A 16,835-nucleotide genomic window follows, 5' to 3' on the forward strand; every position below is an offset into this window, starting at 1 on the left:
CGGGACAGCAATCACGGATTCACTGCACACGACTGGCCGGGGAGAAGGCCGACCGCTGGTTCCTGCGCCAGCACCCCGCCATCCTCGGTCTACCCTGGCGGAAAGGTATCTCCCGACCGGACAGGGACAATGCCATCGACCTCTGTTTCCAGGAGAGGCTGACTCCCGCCGAGCAGCAGACCTGGGAAGCGGCGTTTCGGGATATCCCACCCTGGCTCAGTCCCGAAGGGAAGCACGACTGGCTGGCTACAATGACGGGGGTGTCCCTGAGTTCGGATGCCTTCTTCCCCTTCCGGGACAGCATTGACCGCGCCGCCCAGAGCGGGGTCAAGTACGTCGTTGAGCCGGGCAACTCCGCACGGGACCGGGACGTAATTGCGGCCTGTGACGAGTACGGAATGGTAATGGCCTTCTCCAGCACAAGGTTCTTCCATCATTAGTCCATTACTCTAATCATCACAGGTGGCCGCACGCCTACTACGAGGTGGTCGCCTGTAGCGTTGGCCGTCCCCCATTTCCCCTCCTCTTACCACACCTCCTCTCTCCCGGGTGGTAGTCCACGTTGCCGACAGTACCCCACCCGCCACCATAGGTACCCCTTACTAAAAGTACTGGTCCTCCATGACCAAAACACTATTGTTGCCGTACCGTGGTTGTAATAAATTGAAAGTAAGGGCAACTAACTCCACCAGGAATAGGAGGGGATGGATGTGACTGTCACGGCGTCTGACAGACGGCAGTCTTCGCTATTACAACCGGAGTCCTCGCTACTGCGGCAGCAGTTCCCGCAACACGATGCCATAGTCCTGATACCCGAGGCACTAGCGAGGAAACATACCGCGATACCCGTGGTGATACGCGGTGGCACTCTGCTGGTAGCCATCGCAAACCCGGGTAACATCATTGCTCTGGAAGCACTGGCTGCCCAGAGCAGGATGCGTGTTGAGCCGCACCTGGCCAGCCCCGAGGAGATATCCGAGGCCATCGACCTCAACTACAAGGCCTACGACGAGATTGAGAAGAAGGTTTCCAGCATCTCGTTTCCGGATGACGCCACTGAAGATCCGAGCAGGCTTGGCAACGTTGCCGACGCCCCTATAGCCCAGGCCATGACTCTCATCCTCACCGAGGCAACCAAAGCACGCGCCTCTGATATACATTTCCAGCCGCAGGAAGACAGGCTCCAGGTACGCTACCGCGTTGATGGCACCCTGCATAACGTACTGTCCCTGCCTTATCAAATGGCCACTCCCCTGATATCCCGCATTAAGATAATGGCCAATATGAACATCGCAGACCACCATCGCACACAGGATGGTCAGTTTTCGTTCGATACCAGGGGTCGGACTCTGGGAATTCGCGTGGGCACCATCCCCACAGTCTATGGAGAGATGGCGGTGTTACGGCTACTTGACAAGTCACGGGCTAACCTGGATTTATCACAGCTGGGGTTCCTGCCTGAGAACCTGGAACAGTATCAGAAGATGCTGCGGGTTCCCTACGGCATGCTCCTGGTCAGCGGGCCTACCGGAGCCGGTAAGACAACCACCCTCTACGCCTCGCTCAACTGTCTCAATAACACGGAGCAGAACATCATTACCATCGAAGACCCGGTAGAGTACCATTTTGATAACATCAACCAGATTCAGGTTAATTCCCGGGCCGGTCTTGACTTTTCGTCAGGGCTGCGGGCAATACTCCGCCTTGACCCGGACGTGATACTGGTAGGCGAGATACGTGATGCGGAGACCGCTCAGATAGCCATCCAGGGTGCTCTTACCGGTCACCTGGTACTTTCCTCCATCCACGCCAACGATGCCGTGAGCGTCGTTTCTCGCCTGATGGACCTCGGCGTCGAACCCTTCTTGGTATCCACGGCCCTCATCGGTATTGTCGCACAACGCATGGTGCGCCGCGTCTGTTCCTACTGCGCCCAACCGGCAACGGCAACTGCAATAGAGCAGATGGCCTACACGCAGGCAATGGGGGAGGAAAAGACCGAGTTCCTCTATGGGAGTGGTTGCCCGGTATGCTCCAACACCGGTTACCAGGGACGTACCGGTATTTTCGAGCTTCTGCACGTCACTGATGATATGCGTGCGATGATGCTCAGCGGCGCCGATATTTCAGAACTACGCACCAGTGCCACCAAGAGCGGCATGGTACCCCTGGTGAAGGACGGTATGCTCAAGGCACGGGACGGCATCACTACCCCGGCAGAAGTCCTGCGCAACGTGCACCTTACCGAATAGACCCCCGGGCCAGGACACCGGGATTCAGCATAAGAAGGAGGTACGGGAAAATAGTTTACCGATACCTTGCCTACGATAAGAATGGAGAGGTGGCCACGGGAAGCCTGTCGGCTACCAGTGAAGCCACGGCAACTGAAATGCTGAGCTACTCCGGCTACCAGGTGGTCAACCTCAAGCTAATCACGCGCTCCTTCAACCTGGCAAAGCTATCAGCCCGTTTTTCCCGGACGAAACCGACGGATATTGTCCTCTTCTACCGACAGCTTGCTCTTCTACTCGGGTCCGGGATTGACATCCTCACTTCTCTGGAACTGTTGCAGGAGCAGACGTCCAGCCGCCAACTTATGATGGCACTGGGTGAAGTGATATCGGAACTGCGCGGCGGGAGCCAGTTATCGGCAGCATTGCACAAGCACCCCAAGCTCTTCTCCGAGACCTCCTGCCGATTGCTGCACATTGGTGAAGAGACCGGTAATTTCGAATCAACCCTGCAACATCTCGCCGACCACATAGAGAAGGAAATGGCCGCCACCAAGGGTGTCAAAGGCGCTCTGATGTATCCCCTTATAGCGGGCGTACTTACTGTGGTTGTGGTGATAGTGCTAATCACCTTTGTTTTCCCGGCCTTTGGGGAGCTATACGACTCGATGGGTGCGGAACTACCCGCAATTACCCAGATACTCATCGATGCGGGCAACATGTTCAAGAGCTACGGGGTCTATATCTTCATGGTAGTAATCGCTGCCATAGCCCTTGGCCTCGCCTATGCCAGAAGCCCCGCCGGTAAACGCCGGTGGGACCGGCTGATTCTCCGCATGCCACTCGTCGGGCGGGTCAGTCACCTCAAGGAACTTGCCCGTGCCTGCCGAAATATCTCCCTGCTGTTCCAGGCCGGCATTCCGATGACCGAGGTCATCCGTCTCACCGGTCAGGCCAGCGGTAACAAGGTGATTATCGAATCTTTTGAGGATGTTGAGCAGGACATGCTCAAAGGCGAAGGTCTATCCCGACCAATGGCCAAGAACCATCTCTTCCTGCCGCTCATGGTGCAGATGGTCAGAATTGGCGAGGAGACGGGGAACCTTGACTCAAATCTCCAGGCGGTGGCACAGAACTATGAAATCGAAGCCGACGACAAGCTGAAGAGTCTCATCGGACTGATACAGCCGGCAATGACAATCACCATAGGTCTGGTAGTCGGCCTGATTGCTCTTTCGCTGACATCAGCAATGTACTCCATCTACGGACAGGGTGTATAGCCGGGTATGGAAATCATGAGCATTGAAGCGAAGATAGGACGAATCCTCAACATAAGGATAGCCCGGGGCATTTTCTCCCGTGGCGAGTCAGGGATCGCTCTCCTTGAGACGCTGGTGGCCCTGGCTATTCTTGGCATAATCTCCGTGGCCTTTCTCAGCGGACTGACCACCACCTCGCAGGCAGCCATTATCTCCGACAGGAGAGCCACCGCAGAGAGCCTGGCACAGAGTCAGATGGAGTCCGTGAAAAACGCTGCCTGCGCTTATGTTCCCGAGGCAACGCAGTACACGCCGACCCAGATACCTGATGACGTGAGCTATACCGGGTTCTCGGCGGCAATCGTCGCGGAAGCCATTGAATCCCCCGACGACGGTGTTCAGAAGATAACGGTCACCATCACGCGGTTCGGAGAGGACATCTACGTTCTACAGGGGTACAAGGTGGACCGATGAGAAAGGGCGAAAAGGGTTTTACGGTTATTGAGCTGGTTATAGCTTGTGCCATTGCCGCCGTGCTGGGCAGTGTCATCACCATGTCTGTCTTCCAGACCATCAGAAGTGTCGGGGGCAGCGAGTCCCATCTGGTAACCGTTCACCAGCTACGGATCGCCAGTGACTGGATTGGCCGTGACGTCCATACCGCGGAGAACGTGGTTGTCGATAACCTGGAATACCCCAACTTCCTGGTGCTGACATGGACAGAACAGGACTATATAGGCGACGACACGGTTTACCATGCCGTGACTTACTTCTTTGAGGGTCTCACCGAAGGTATCGGGGCACTAAAACGGAATCACTCCAGCAGCACCGGTACCGATAATAACCTTCTCGTGGCCCAATCACTGTACTATGACCCGGACGACCCGGGCAGCACCAGCAACACCAGCTACCTGGATTCGGTGCTGACGGTGAAACTATGTGCCGTCCTCGGTGATTCCACCGAGACCCGGACATACAACTATGTACCGCGTCCGGACTTTCAACCATAGGTGCGATAGGTGTGAAATGAGCAGCATAATGAGACTACCAATGTTCGTCAAACGGATGATACAAGACGAGAAGGGACAGGTTCTGCCCCTGGTACTGGTGTTTCTGCTCTTCGGCGGCCTGACAATCACGCCGGCCCTTGACCATGCCACCACCAGCCTCATGGCCTGCCGCGCCTCCGAGGAAAACGTCAACGGCTTCTTTGCCGCCGATGCCGGGGTGCAGTACGCCGTCTGGTGCCTGCAGAATGAAGTTACTGCCCCGGCACAACTCTCCGAAAGCATCAACGACATGGATGTTGCCCTGCAGGTAGAGGATATGGGCGGCTTCACTCTGTACTTCGGTGAACTGATACAGGCTAACAAACACAGCAATTACCTTGATGTGAGTGGGGAAATCGTCTGGGATGACCCGGCCCAGGCCTACAAATACACTATCACCATAACCTGGGAGCCGGGCAGCGGAACGCCTACGATACACCTCGAGGGGCTGGGAGCAAGGATGCCGCTGGACTATGTCTATCAGCCCGATTCTGCCGCCGGATTCGTCGATAATCTCTCACTTGCCGATCCAAGCCAGACTACGGATTCAGAGGGGGCATTTATGTTCAACTGGGAGTTCCACGGCACCCTTCCCTACGTTTCCGAATTGTACCCCGTGAAAACACAAACCTTCTATGTAACCGGGCCCGAAGACCAGGAAGGTCACTACGCATGGGTTGTTGCCAACCGGAATGACATAGGCGCGGTTGGAGAAATCTCCGGCAATCTATACACAGTTACGGCCACGGCAACACGTTCTGACACCGGAGAGGGTACGTCAGAAATAGTGGCCGGCGTACTGCAAAATCCCGGAGTAACCAGCATCGTCTCCTGGCAGGCATCCAGGTGAGCCACCACGAGGAGGCTTGACATTGCATTTTAAAACGACCAGATGGCCAGTCGTTATCACAAGCGTAGTGCTTGCCGCCATACTCGGCTGTCTGGGTGTGGTGCAGGCACAGCAGGCAACAGAAAAAAGCCGCCTGGATAGTGAACTGGCCTCGGTGGAACAGAGCCTTGATGAATACCGACCAAAGCAAGGCAGTTCCTCACAAGAAGAGATGGAGGAACGTCTCAGTGAAGCCACTGCCGCCCTCGACAAGGTCAAGGCACAGCTTTCTGAGTCGACAGACAGTATCGAGGCCGACGATACCCTCTTCGATATCGCGGCGCTCAGCGGCGTGCAGATAACACAGATAGACATAGCACCACTCTCCAGTGAGGACCTGGTAGACCTACCTTGCACAATTCTGTCCCTCACAGTGATTGTTGAAGGAGAAATACCCCAACTACTCGACTTTGTCATGACACTCAATACCGACGTCACCAATGGTGTAGTCAATTCGGCCAGGATCAGTATCCCGATTGAGACGGCAGAAACGGAAGAGCAAAAGCTACCCGGGGCTGATGTGAAAATGGTCATCTACTACTACGAGGACGAATAGCAATGGCCAGGAAAACAGTTACTCTATACATCGATGATAGAAGCATCCGGCTGATGCAGACCGCTGGCAAGAACGCCCAGATATGGGCCTCCGCCTCTCTGGAACCAGGCCTGATAGAAGATGGCGTTGTTATCGACGAGGATAAAGTCGCCTCCAGGATAATACGTCTTCTTGCAGATAGTAGTATAAAAACGAAGAAGATCATCCTGGGTCTGAGCGGACTTCGTTCTCTGACCCTGGCCATGGACCTCCCCCAGATACCGGACAATCTACTGGCGGAAGCGGTATTGAGGGAGTGTGCCAGGCTGCTGCCGGTACCACTCGAGGAGCTTTACGTTTCCTGGGTAACACTACCTTCTCCAAAAAAGAAGAGGATACGTGCCTTCGCGGCAGCAATTCCACGCAATACCACCGATAATATGCTCAAAGTGCTCCACCGTGCCGGGCTGACTCCCTACATGATGGACATCAAACCGCTGGCACTGGTCAGACTGGCAAACGAGACTAGTGCGGTAATTGTCGATGTTCAGGCGAGAGAATATGACATCGCTATTATCAGGGACGGCGTACCGCAGCCCATCCGCAGCATTCCACTTCCTGCTGAAGGCCTGTCCTGGCAGGAGAAACTGTCAATGCTCCGGGACGACCTCGTCAGGACGATGGAATTCTATGATTCCAATAACCTGGAGAACCTCATTGCGCCCGAGATGCCGGTACACGTTTCCGGTGAACTGGCGGATGAGCCGGAGGCATGCGAGGCCCTGTCCGCCGAACTGGGACGCCCGGTCCTGCCCCTGCTGTTTCCCTTCAGATATCCACATGAGCTGCACCAGAACCACTATGCAGTCAACGCCGGTCTGGCTCTCAAAGTGGTCTCCCCGGGAGGCAAGCTGACATCGTCCATAGCGAAACTGGACACGCTGCCCCCTGCCTATATACCGAAGTCATTTTCCCTTACCAGGGTACTGATGTTGACGGGCGCAGGAATCGCCTGCAGCATAATAATACTCCTTGCGGTCCTCACCCAGATAGGTTCATCTAATATCAGCGAAGCCCGCACCCAACTGGAGACGATGACGACAGACCTTGAGCAGAAAATGGAGCAACGGCGGGAGCTCACCCTGGCCCTGAAAAGGACAGAGTCCGACCTTAGTGCTTTTGTCGCCGCTCTGGAATCACTTGATACGCATCGGGAAACCTACAATGAGGTCCTGCAGGTGACAACCGGACTCCTGCCGGGGGGCGTAGCTTTCCGTGAAATTAACCACGATGGCGACACGGTAACGCTTGAGGTCGATACTCTCGTCGAGACCCCCGTGCTGGACTACGGTAGAAGCCTGCAGAGAAACGACCTGTTCTCTGAAGTCACCGTACCTGATATGAAAAGGCTGCACTCCGGTACGATGCGTTTCATGTTGATTCTGAAGGTAGAGAACTAGGAGTTATGGATATTCTATCCCTGCTTCAACTTGCCAAATCAGAAGGAGCGTCCGACCTGCACCTTGTAGTCGCCTCCCCGCCGGTACTACGCATCGACGGGTCTCTTCAACCGGTGGCCGATATGTCACCGCTGACTGCCGAGGACACAGACCACGCCTTTGAGCAGATAACCTCGGAAGAGGATAGGGCGGACTTCCATCGTGCCCTGGAACTGGATATCGGCTACACCTGCCCCAATGTCGGCAGGGTACGCTGTAACGCTGCCAGGCAACAGGGGACAACCAGCCTGGTCATCCGCCTCCTGCCGGAGACCATACCGGACATTAAAGAACTGGGGCTACCCGGAGTATGCCGGGAACTGGTGCGGAGACCCCGGGGTCTGGTGGTGGTGAGCGGCCCCACCGGAAGCGGCAAGTCAAGCACTCTGGCGGCAATGATTAACCACCTGAACCACCACTCCGGCCGCCGGATAGTGACCATCGAAGACCCGATTGAATACATCTACCCCAACATCAAGTGCACCATAACCCAGCGCCAGATTGGCACGGATACGACGTCCTTTGCCGAGGCCCTCAAGCATGCCCTAAGGCAGGACCCCGACATTATCCTGGTGGGCGAGATGAGGGATTTCGAAACGGCATCGGCGGCGTTGACTATCGCTGATACCGGTCACCTTATCCTGACCACCGGTCACGCCCCCAGCGCCCCCCAGGCCGTGGAACGGATAATAGACCTGTTCCCTAATGAAGAACGCCATCTGGCCCAGGCAAGACTGTCATCTCTGCTTGTCGGTGTGCTCTGCCAGGCCCTGGTTCCCAGGAACAACGATTCCGGACGAGTACCCGCAGTAGAGATAATGCTGGCTAACTCGGCGGTCAAAAATCTTATCCGGGAAGGTAAGACCTACCAGCTACCCAACCTTATCCGCACGAACACCCGGGAGGGAATGCAGATGCTGGACCAGGCACTGGTGAACCTCTACCTGAAGAAGCATATCAGCCGGGAGAGCGTTTTTGCCTTCTGCAATGAGCCGGAACAGGTGGAGAAACTCGTCGGTTCTTCTCCCTAGTCAGCCTTAATCCACAGGGCAGTCCTTCTTTCTTTGCTACCCACCGGGTTTTCCCACGGTCCCGGACCGTACCTCTTTCCCTGATAAATACAAAGACACACAACGAGAAGAACCTGCAACCGTTTGGTTGCAGGCTCTCCCATCTTTGAGCGCCAGAAGGCGAATTCTGACTACATCTTACGGTGTCGTCGCCTGGGTAACCGTCCCGTCGACTTCGAATGTGTAGGTGCAACCCGACTTCACAAGGTTATCGGCGTCGAGGCCTGCCATGTACATGCTCAGGTTGAGATCGTTAAGGACGGTCTCGGTCGCAAGGACAGTGGACATGTCAGCCGTGGCAACCGTTATAGCCGCATCCAGCTCACCACTAGCGGCATCGACCAGCATTCCCATGGTGGCTGTCATGACGTTGTGCAGCTCCGTCTCATAGGACTCGGTCTTGCCCTGCCCGATGAACTTGCCGACATTGGGGACAGCTACTGCCGCAAGTACACCAAGGACAGCAACCACCACCAGCAACTCGATCAGGGTAAAGCCTTTCTCTCCGTACCGGAACTGTCTTAAGAGCTTCTTCATCATTGTGCCTCCTTCTGGCCAATTATTTTGCGCTCTACTATCACATTAACACAACTAAACCAGAGTTCAATGAGTCATTAGTCACGTTTCGGTATAGGAAGAAAGGTCATGGTCAGGACATAGGAAGAAAGTACTATTGCAGAGGAATCCCAGCCTGGAGAACACGGTCTGGCGGGGTCCCGGGAACTATACGGAAGGCCGACAGCAGGACGATGAAAAACCCTTTCGACCAATCCCACTATATCTGGGGGACACCGGCAGAATCTGGTTTCGGATTCTGCTAATGTCATTCTGTAAGAATGACGCCCAGACACCCCCGCCAGTATGCAGTCCGGGGAGTCGCCGACAGGAAAGCCCGGACTATGTTTTATCCCGCTCCATATGCCAGCCCCGGTACGGTATGGTCCACCGGGCCCCTGACAGCGTGGTTGTCTACTAATATAGAAGGTCTGACTCCACCGTGACGACTGCTTATTAGCCGGACGCAGGTGGCCGGGCACTGTCTGGCACCTGGTACTTTAGTGCCTGATACTTTAGTTGCCACGCTCAGAGCACTATTGACAAGCGTAGCGGGCAAGTCATAACGTGTAAGTATGGGTTCATATACTTTCTTTGCGCTGGTGGCCACACTAGCCTATGTGCCTTTGCTGGTCACAAGCTTCAGCATTCGGCCCTGGCAAAACCGGCAGAAGCACTTCACGTGGTTTCTGGTCGCTGCAATCCTGTACGGCTTATCCGAAGTCCTGCACAGCACCGGCATCCTGCAGCAGTATGATGCGCCTGCCGGCGCACTATCAATCATCCTTTCCCTCTGGGCCGCGGTACAGTTTTACTGCTTCGTCGCATCGGTCTTTCCACCAGCAAGGAGAGCCTGGCTGCCACTGGCCTACACCTCCCTGGCCACAACGGTCGTCCTGGCGGTACTGGCACAGGCGGGCACAGAGAGCATTCTTTCCCTCTGGTACCAGCGGGGAATCACCTTGATGACTCTCCCCATCATGGTACTGCTCCTCCGGAGTGGCTACATTCTCTGGAAGAGACTGGGTTCTGCGGACAGCGCAATCCTGCACCGCCAGGTCATCTCTCTGCTGGTCAGTATCCTCGTCATCACGGCAACCACTCTGGCAGGTGTCTTCTTGCAGGGCCGGGGTCTGTACGTAGGCCCAGCCGGACACATTATCGTTGCCTTCCTCTTCAGTTATGCCCTGACCGAGCACAAACAGGTTGAGATTCGACCCTTGATACGGCGCGGGGTGGCATGGATAAGCCTGGGTATCATCGGTGCCACCTCCTACTGGGTCCTGTTCCTGACGTCTAATGCCCTGTTTGAATTCGAGATTAACCACGGTGTAATGCTGCTGGCAACCATCATCGCCATCATCGTGTCTGTCATAGTCTACAACCTGCGTTACTTACTTCCGGCCATAACTCACAGGACGTTCCGCAGACCACACCCCGACTATTTTCAGAAACTGAATGATTCCACAGACAGGATAGATGGCAAGGTTAGCCTGAGACAGCAGGGCAATGAGATGCTATCACTGGTCACGGAAGCAATCGATTGCCAGAAAGCAGCCCTGCTATTGCTCGACCTCGATGAGACGGAGTTTATCACCTTCTCTACCGAGCCCAAGGACGCGGGTGGCAATCTCTCCGGGTTGAGGCTCGGAAGCCGTACCCCCCTCATAGAATCCCTGAGCAGGGAACACAAGGTACTCACCAGGGAGAATCTGGCAAGCATCCCTGACGTACGCACCGCATGGAAGCAAGAAATGGACGAGATTGAACTTCTCGTGCCCCTGCTGAGCCGCGACAACCTCACCGGTATCATGGTACTCGGCAAGAAGAAATCTGGACAGTACACCATCGAAGATACCATGCTGCTGGAATACCTTGCCGGGCGCATGGCGGTGGTAATGGAGAACGGGTTCTTCCGCGAGCAACTCAGGCAGTACGAAGAGGAGCTATCTGTGATGAACCGCGCCAGCGTAATCATAACCTCCAGCCTGGACGTTGAGAGCATCTTTGTTAGCCTGCTAGCTGAGCTCAAGAAGATAATTGACATCTCCTGGGCAACGGTCTCTCTTATCGATGAGCGCGAGACCTATTTCCTGGCGGTTCACTCCAACTTCCGCTCTACATGGAAGACAGATGACCGCCAGCCTATTGAAGGTACCCCGGCAGAATGGCTGGCGACTCACAAAGAGACAGTACTTGAGCCTGATATCCAAGCAGAGAGCCGATTTGCCACGGACAGACACCTCCTGCGGCAGGGGTTCCGCTCAGTTGCCCATATCCCACTGGCAACCGGGGATGGGATTATCGGCAGCCTGGACCTGGCCAGCCGGTATCCGGACGCCTTCAACTCCAGACAGATTAACATTCTTGAGCGGATAGCCTCCCAGATTGCCTCACAGATTAAAAACTCCCGTCTCTACAGTGAGGCAGTACGTATGACACGTATCGACGACCTGACCGGACTGTACAACCGGCGTGCCATGGATGAAATGATAGCCAGGGAGGTTGACTATTGCTCCCGCTACGACGCTCTCTTCTCTCTGATAATCCTTGATATTGATTCCCTGAAATTAATCAATGACAACTACGGGCACCTCGTCGGCGACGAATTCCTGAGACAGGTCGGCAGTACCCTGAGAAACGCCATAAGGAGCACAGACCAGGCTTTCCGCTACGGTGGAGACGAGTTTGCCATCATCCTGCCCCAGACACCGGCAAATACCGCCGTAGAGGTAGCCGAGCGGGTACGCCGGCAACTGGCTGCCAACCTTACTGAGATGGACATGTCGACAACCGCGAGTCTCGGTGTGGCTGGTTGGCCGTCGGACGAACCTACCGTAGAAGCATTGATGGCAGCTGCCGACGCGGCTTTGTACCGGGCCAAGAAACAGGGCGGTAATCGAAGCTGCCTCGCCGCAGAGCCGGTAAGGGTCATTCGATAGGACAACTCCAGTAACCACCGGCTTCATCTTACCCCCAAAGCCCGGCTGGAAAGCCCCGCCACACACCCGCCGGCCGGCCGCATTCATACAAACAGCCTCCTCTGCCCACACCCTGCCGGTAATACCCGTGGACCGCAACCGATAATCCGGGATATTTAGGAAACGTTTATAACTTTCGCCGGTATTCTAAGGTTTTATTTAGTATCCGGACTATATAGTGTTAGTACTGGACAATATTCCAGCAAACAACTCAAGAGTGAGGAGTTCGTGCATGATACGAGTACTAGTAGTCAGCCAGCAGAGTCTGCTGCGGTACGGAATTGAGCATTCACTCGGCAGCACAGAGGGAATGGAAGTTATCGGTTCGGTAGAGTTGAATGATGCCGCCCTTGCCGATATAGAAACCTCACCTCCCGACGTGGCCGTCGTGGATGTTGATGGATACAATGGGTACGGTCTGTCCCTGGCCCGCCGCATAAGACAGCGGTCACCCAACATCGGCGTGGTCCTCCTCACCTCAACCCCCAACGATGACCAGCTCTTTCAGGCACTTAAAGTGCAGGCGGCAGCCTGCCTTGACAAGGAGAGCAGCACAGATGACCTGATTACCGCCGTGGAACGAACCGCCCGCGGAGAGCACCCGATAAACGAGAGCCTTGCGGTACGGCCCAGGGTAGCCGAGAAGGTGCTGTCCCAGTTCCAGAAACTCGCCTGGCAGAAGGATGCTGAAGACATCATGTCACCACTAACCCCCAGAGAGATAGAGATACTTAACTACATAGCCAAGGGCTATCTCAACAAGCAGATAGCGATGGAGCTCGGCATCAGCGAACAGACCATCAAGAACCATGTGACCTCTATCCTGCGCAAGCTGAATGCCAACGCACGTACCGAAGCGGTGGTCCTTGCTATCAAGCAGGGCGTTATCTCCATCAACTAGCAGGGACTGTAAAGGCATTTGTAAGACACTACACTGGCTTCCCGCCACAGGAGAGCCCATCCTGCATGGCACTTTCGTCCCCGTTCCACCGCAGTACGGTGTGCCTGCTGATACGAGATTGCGATTCCCCTGTGAACCCTCAAGGCTCTTCCGTGGTGCCGTTGTGGTTTGTTTGTCTCAGAATGCAACCAGGAACACAGGATGTTTAGCAAATGTTTAGAAGTATCGCCCACTTTTTAGGCTTTTTTTGGTACTGCTGCCGTATAGTGAATGAAGGACTACAGCTTCAATATGCCAGCATCTAAAGTGATGCCCACATAACCGGAGCATGTAAAAGAGGATAATGTGAGGAGTGACTTGTATCCGATGATAAGAGCAGAAAATGACCGGGGTTGGCAGAAATACTGCGGGTTCCTGAACCTGACCATAGAACAGTTCATGGCAATACAGGGGACACTCCTCCTGCAGCAACTGGAGAGAGTGGCCGGCAGCCCCCTGAGTAGAAAGATAATGGGCAGTGAAGTGCCCGGGTCTGTCAATGAGTTCCGTAGACGGGTGCCACTGACCTCATACCAGGACTATCTTCCCGAATTCGAGTCCGGTCGTGAGGATGCACTGCCCGAAAAGCCATATACCTGGGCACACACATCCGGAGCATCGGGAACCTTCAAACGGGTACCATACACCGAGGAGTTCTACCGGTGCGCCCTCGATAACCTGATGGCTGCCTTCATCCTCGCCTGCTCCCGAAAACGGGGCCGGAGTACCCTTACCGAGGGGGATAAGGTGCTGTTTAATGTTGCCCCGAGCCCCTACATATCGGGGATACTGGCCACCGGAGCAAGCCGGATTTTCAACCTCAGGCCGATAATGACGTCCGGTGAGCAGGACAGCATGGACTTCAAGGACAAAGTGGCCAAGGGGTTCGAGCTGTCACTTCGGACGGGAGTGGACATACTGGTAGCCATGACCAGCGTCCTGGTCAAGATGGGCAACGACTTCAATAAGCTCTCTCAGGGCAACCGAAAGTCGAAACGGATACCAAGTCTCATGGCCCTTCCCAGACTTGCCCGTGCTTTCCTGCGCAGTAAACTGGAGCGCAGGGATATACTGCCCAAGGACCTCTGGCCGGTCAAAGCACTGATTGGCTGGGGAACTGACACATCCGTCTACCGGGAACAGGTGTACCGGTACTGGGGGGCGTATCCCTACGAGATGCATGCCTGCACCGAGGCGGGCATAATGGCACTGCAAAGCTGGAACAAGAAAGACCTCACGCTTCTGCCTCATTCCAATTTCTTCGAGTTCATTCCTGAGGAGGAGTGGCTGCGATGCAGGGATGACCTCTTCTACCAACCGAGCACGGTACTGCTTTCCGAGGTAAAGCCCGGCCAGCGCTACGAGTTGGTAATCACCAGCTTCTACGGCATGCCCTTCCTGAGGTACCGGCTGGGACACCTCATCAGAATCACAGCCCTGGAGGACGAGGAGGCGCAGGTATCCCTCCCTCAAATGGTGTTTGAGACCAGAGCCGATGAACTGATAGACATAGCCGGCTTCACCAGGATAAGCGAAAAGACAATATCTCAGGCGATTGTCAATGCAGGACTGACCCAAGAGGACTGGGCCATCCGCAAAGAGGCTAATAACGACAAGACCTCGCTCCATTTATACATTGAACTGAACGGTGAGTATTCCAGGGAGAACATTGCCCCGGTCCTGCACGAAGAACTGACCAGGATTGACCCGGGATACCGGGACCTGGAACGGATGATGGACATCCGTCCTCTGGAAGTGACGGTGCTACGTACCGGCACCTTCGGAGATTACTACATACAGCAACGCGACAGTGGGGCTGAGCTGATGCAGCGCAAGCCGCCGCGGATGAATACCCCGGACGATATCATCGGTGAGTTACTACGCATCAGCGATACGCGGGGAATACAAGTGGCGCAGTTGACTGAAGCTACCTGGAATACTGAAGCAGGTGCTGTTTCAGCACATCTCACAGGATGAATGAGGCCCCGGTCATGAATTACGGGATAAGGAGGAGCCGGATTTGACCGCATACCTGGTGATACCCGTCATGGAAGTGGTTTTCTGCCTGATTCTACTGGTGCTGCTGGTGGTCAGGGGTAAACACCATATTGCGCGAAAGCCCTTCTTCCTGTTCCTTTTCAGCATGGTACTGTGGGGTCTCTTCATCTATCTAATGCGCCGTGAGCCTGACCTTGTAACGGCACTACTCTGGGAGAGGCTGGTTTTCGTGGCCATATCCAGCGCTGCCATCCTGTTCTACACGTTCACCGTCAGCCTCACCGGGGCCAGGCCGAGAAGATGGCTTCATTATCTGCCCTATGGTCTTTACTTTGCCTGTATCACCCTCATCCCCACCAAACTCATGGTCAGCGGTATGCAGGTTATGTGGTACGGTAAGGCTCCCATTATCGGTCCCCTATTCCCGGCCTATGTCATCAGCGTATACCTGCCGCTAACTCTCGGTCTGGTGATACTGGTCAGGCACGGAAGACACTCCCACAATGTGGACGAGAAGATACGGCTTCAGTACATCATTGCCGGTATCATCGCCATGTTCATCGGAGGGACCACTGACTACCTGCCCGTCCTCGGGATAAGTATGTACCCGCTGGGAATTGTTGGGGACATCCTGTTCTGCGTGCTGGCCACGGTGGCAATGCTGCGCTATGACCTCCTGGAAACAAAAATGATGTTCCGCAAGGGAATTGCCTATGCGCTGGTGGGTGTGCTCGTTCTGGGTATCTTCGGCGGTATGACACTACTGCTCAGCAGCGTCTTCCACACCGCCCTGAGTCCCATTTCGATAACGATTATGATAGTCTCAGTCCTTATTGCCCTTCTTGTCTTCACATTCTTCCAGCCGGTGCTACCCCTCTTCCAGCGCATTGTGGACCGATGGTTCTACCGGGAACGGTACGACCACCTCCAGGCTCTGAAACGATTCACCAGTGAAACCAGGGACATGATAGACCTCAAACAACTGGCATCATCACTGGTTACGGCTATTGCCAACGGCATGCAAAGCCGCTATGTCTACCTGCTGCTGCCATCCCTGAAGACGGGCGATTTCGTCACCCACTCATACTATGGCCAGAACCCGAGCGGTCATCTCTCCCTGCGCACCAGTAGCCTGCTTGCCCTCGCGATGAGGTATGAGGACGGCCTGGTAGACGTGAACGACATCGAAGTCCTCCCGGCTCTCAAGGGACTGGTAAACGGAGAGAAAGACACTCTGGTGAAGAACCATATTGAAGTCATGGTGCCACTGAAGACCGGGGACCGGCTGGTCGGAATACTCCTCATCGGTGGCAGGCTATCCAGCAAGCACTACTCCAGTGAAGACCGGCAACTGCTGCACAAGATATCCCAGGAAGTAGCCGTGAGTATCGAGAACGCCCTTGCCTACGAAAGTATCCAGCAGAAACACGGTGAACTGCTTGAGGCTATGGACGGAATCATCCATGCTATGTCACTGGTTGTAGAAACACGAGACCCGTATACCGCCGGCCACCAGAAGCGGGTAGCCGATATTGCCTGCGCCATCGGGAGAGCAATGGACCTCCCCGAGTGGGACATAAAAGGCATACGTATCGCCGGACTGCTCCACGATGTCGGTAAGCTGGCAGTACCCGCCGAAATCCTCACCAAGCCGGGCAAGCTCAACGCATCCGAGTTTAGCATCATCAAGAGCCACTCACAGGTGAGCTACAACATCCTCGAACTGATAGAATTCCCCTGGCCGGTGAAACAGGCCGTTCTCCAGCACCACGAAAGACTGGACGGTTCAGGCTATCCTGATGGCCTGTCCGGTGACGACATCATTATCG

At 55.1% G+C, this 16,835-nt stretch carries 14 protein-coding genes; 13 read left to right on the forward strand and 1 reads right to left on the reverse strand.

Annotated features, from left to right (window positions below; translation table 11 throughout):
• The 9 genes from VMW13_06490 to VMW13_06530 form a co-directional block, all read left to right on the forward strand.
• Positions 1-440 (forward strand): hypothetical protein (locus VMW13_06490; GenBank protein ID HUV44461.1); only part of this gene is annotated, 440 nt, incomplete at its 5' end.
• 270 nt (positions 441-710) lie between these two features.
• Positions 711-2,252, forward strand: coding sequence for a GspE/PulE family protein (locus VMW13_06495; GenBank protein ID HUV44462.1), 1,542 nt, complete (start codon positions 711-713; stop codon positions 2,250-2,252).
• Positions 2,253-2,341: 89 nt separating this feature from the next.
• On the forward strand, positions 2,342-3,511 hold the full coding sequence (locus VMW13_06500; protein ID HUV44463.1) for a type II secretion system F family protein: 1,170 nt from the start codon (positions 2,342-2,344) through the stop codon (positions 3,509-3,511).
• Between the two features lie 6 nt (positions 3,512-3,517).
• Entirely contained in the window at positions 3,518-3,964 is a 447-nt protein-coding gene (locus tag VMW13_06505) for a type II secretion system protein (protein ID HUV44464.1), read from the forward strand.
• The gene (locus VMW13_06510) at positions 3,961-4,500 is read left to right on the forward strand and encodes a type II secretion system protein (GenBank protein ID HUV44465.1); all 540 of its coding nucleotides are present in this window, start codon (positions 3,961-3,963) and stop codon (positions 4,498-4,500) included. The genes VMW13_06505 and VMW13_06510 overlap by 4 nt, the downstream gene beginning before the upstream one ends.
• 28 nt (positions 4,501-4,528) lie before the next feature.
• Positions 4,529-5,389 (forward strand): hypothetical protein, encoded by an 861-nt coding sequence (locus VMW13_06515; GenBank protein ID HUV44466.1) that lies wholly within the window; start codon positions 4,529-4,531, stop codon positions 5,387-5,389.
• 22 nt (positions 5,390-5,411) lie between these two features.
• Positions 5,412-5,984 (forward strand): hypothetical protein, encoded by a 573-nt coding sequence (locus VMW13_06520; protein ID HUV44467.1) that lies wholly within the window; start codon positions 5,412-5,414, stop codon positions 5,982-5,984.
• A gap of 2 nt (positions 5,985-5,986) precedes the next feature.
• Complete coding sequence (gene pilM / locus VMW13_06525; protein ID HUV44468.1) at positions 5,987-7,423, forward strand: pilus assembly protein PilM; 1,437 nt, start codon at positions 5,987-5,989, stop codon at positions 7,421-7,423.
• Between the two features lie 5 nt (positions 7,424-7,428).
• On the forward strand, positions 7,429-8,493 hold the full coding sequence (locus tag VMW13_06530; GenBank protein HUV44469.1) for a PilT/PilU family type 4a pilus ATPase: 1,065 nt from the start codon (positions 7,429-7,431) through the stop codon (positions 8,491-8,493).
• Positions 8,494-8,670: 177 nt separating this feature from the next.
• Here the strand turns inward: VMW13_06530 and VMW13_06535 are convergent, their stop codons facing one another.
• Complete coding sequence (locus VMW13_06535; GenBank protein HUV44470.1) at positions 8,671-9,072, reverse strand: prepilin-type N-terminal cleavage/methylation domain-containing protein; 402 nt, start codon at positions 9,070-9,072, stop codon at positions 8,671-8,673.
• Positions 9,073-9,662: 590 nt separating this feature from the next.
• Here VMW13_06535 and VMW13_06540 point away from each other — a divergent pair.
• The 4 genes from VMW13_06540 to VMW13_06555 form a co-directional block, all read left to right on the forward strand.
• Positions 9,663-12,029 (forward strand): diguanylate cyclase, encoded by a 2,367-nt coding sequence (locus VMW13_06540; GenBank protein ID HUV44471.1) that lies wholly within the window; start codon positions 9,663-9,665, stop codon positions 12,027-12,029.
• 271 nt (positions 12,030-12,300) lie between these two features.
• Positions 12,301-12,969, forward strand: coding sequence for a response regulator transcription factor (locus tag VMW13_06545; protein HUV44472.1), 669 nt, complete (start codon positions 12,301-12,303; stop codon positions 12,967-12,969).
• A gap of 366 nt (positions 12,970-13,335) precedes the next feature.
• The gene (locus tag VMW13_06550; GenBank protein ID HUV44473.1) at positions 13,336-14,985 is read left to right on the forward strand and encodes a GH3 auxin-responsive promoter family protein; all 1,650 of its coding nucleotides are present in this window, start codon (positions 13,336-13,338) and stop codon (positions 14,983-14,985) included.
• A gap of 43 nt (positions 14,986-15,028) precedes the next feature.
• Positions 15,029-16,835: HD domain-containing phosphohydrolase (locus VMW13_06555; protein HUV44474.1), on the forward strand; the 1,807-nt coding region annotated here is incomplete at its 3' end.

The sequence above is a fragment of the Dehalococcoidales bacterium genome (assembly GCA_035529395.1).
Taxonomy (GTDB): Bacteria; Chloroflexota; Dehalococcoidia; order Dehalococcoidales; family Fen-1064; genus DUES01.

Coding starts and splice junctions, on each gene's coding strand:
- VMW13_06545 (HUV44472.1), top strand. CDS start 12,301: ATGATACGAGTACTAGTAGTCAGCCAGCAGAGTCTGCTGCGGTACGGA.
- VMW13_06540 (HUV44471.1), top strand. CDS start 9,663: ATGGGTTCATATACTTTCTTTGCGCTGGTGGCCACACTAGCCTATGTG.
- VMW13_06535 (HUV44470.1), bottom strand. CDS start 9,072: ATGATGAAGAAGCTCTTAAGACAGTTCCGGTACGGAGAGAAAGGCTTT.
- pilM (HUV44468.1), top strand. CDS start 5,987: ATGGCCAGGAAAACAGTTACTCTATACATCGATGATAGAAGCATCCGG.
- VMW13_06510 (HUV44465.1), top strand. CDS start 3,961: ATGAGAAAGGGCGAAAAGGGTTTTACGGTTATTGAGCTGGTTATAGCT.
- VMW13_06550 (HUV44473.1), top strand. CDS start 13,336: ATGATAAGAGCAGAAAATGACCGGGGTTGGCAGAAATACTGCGGGTTC.
- VMW13_06515 (HUV44466.1), top strand. CDS start 4,529: ATGAGACTACCAATGTTCGTCAAACGGATGATACAAGACGAGAAGGGA.
- VMW13_06530 (HUV44469.1), top strand. CDS start 7,429: ATGGATATTCTATCCCTGCTTCAACTTGCCAAATCAGAAGGAGCGTCC.
- VMW13_06505 (HUV44464.1), top strand. CDS start 3,518: ATGGAAATCATGAGCATTGAAGCGAAGATAGGACGAATCCTCAACATA.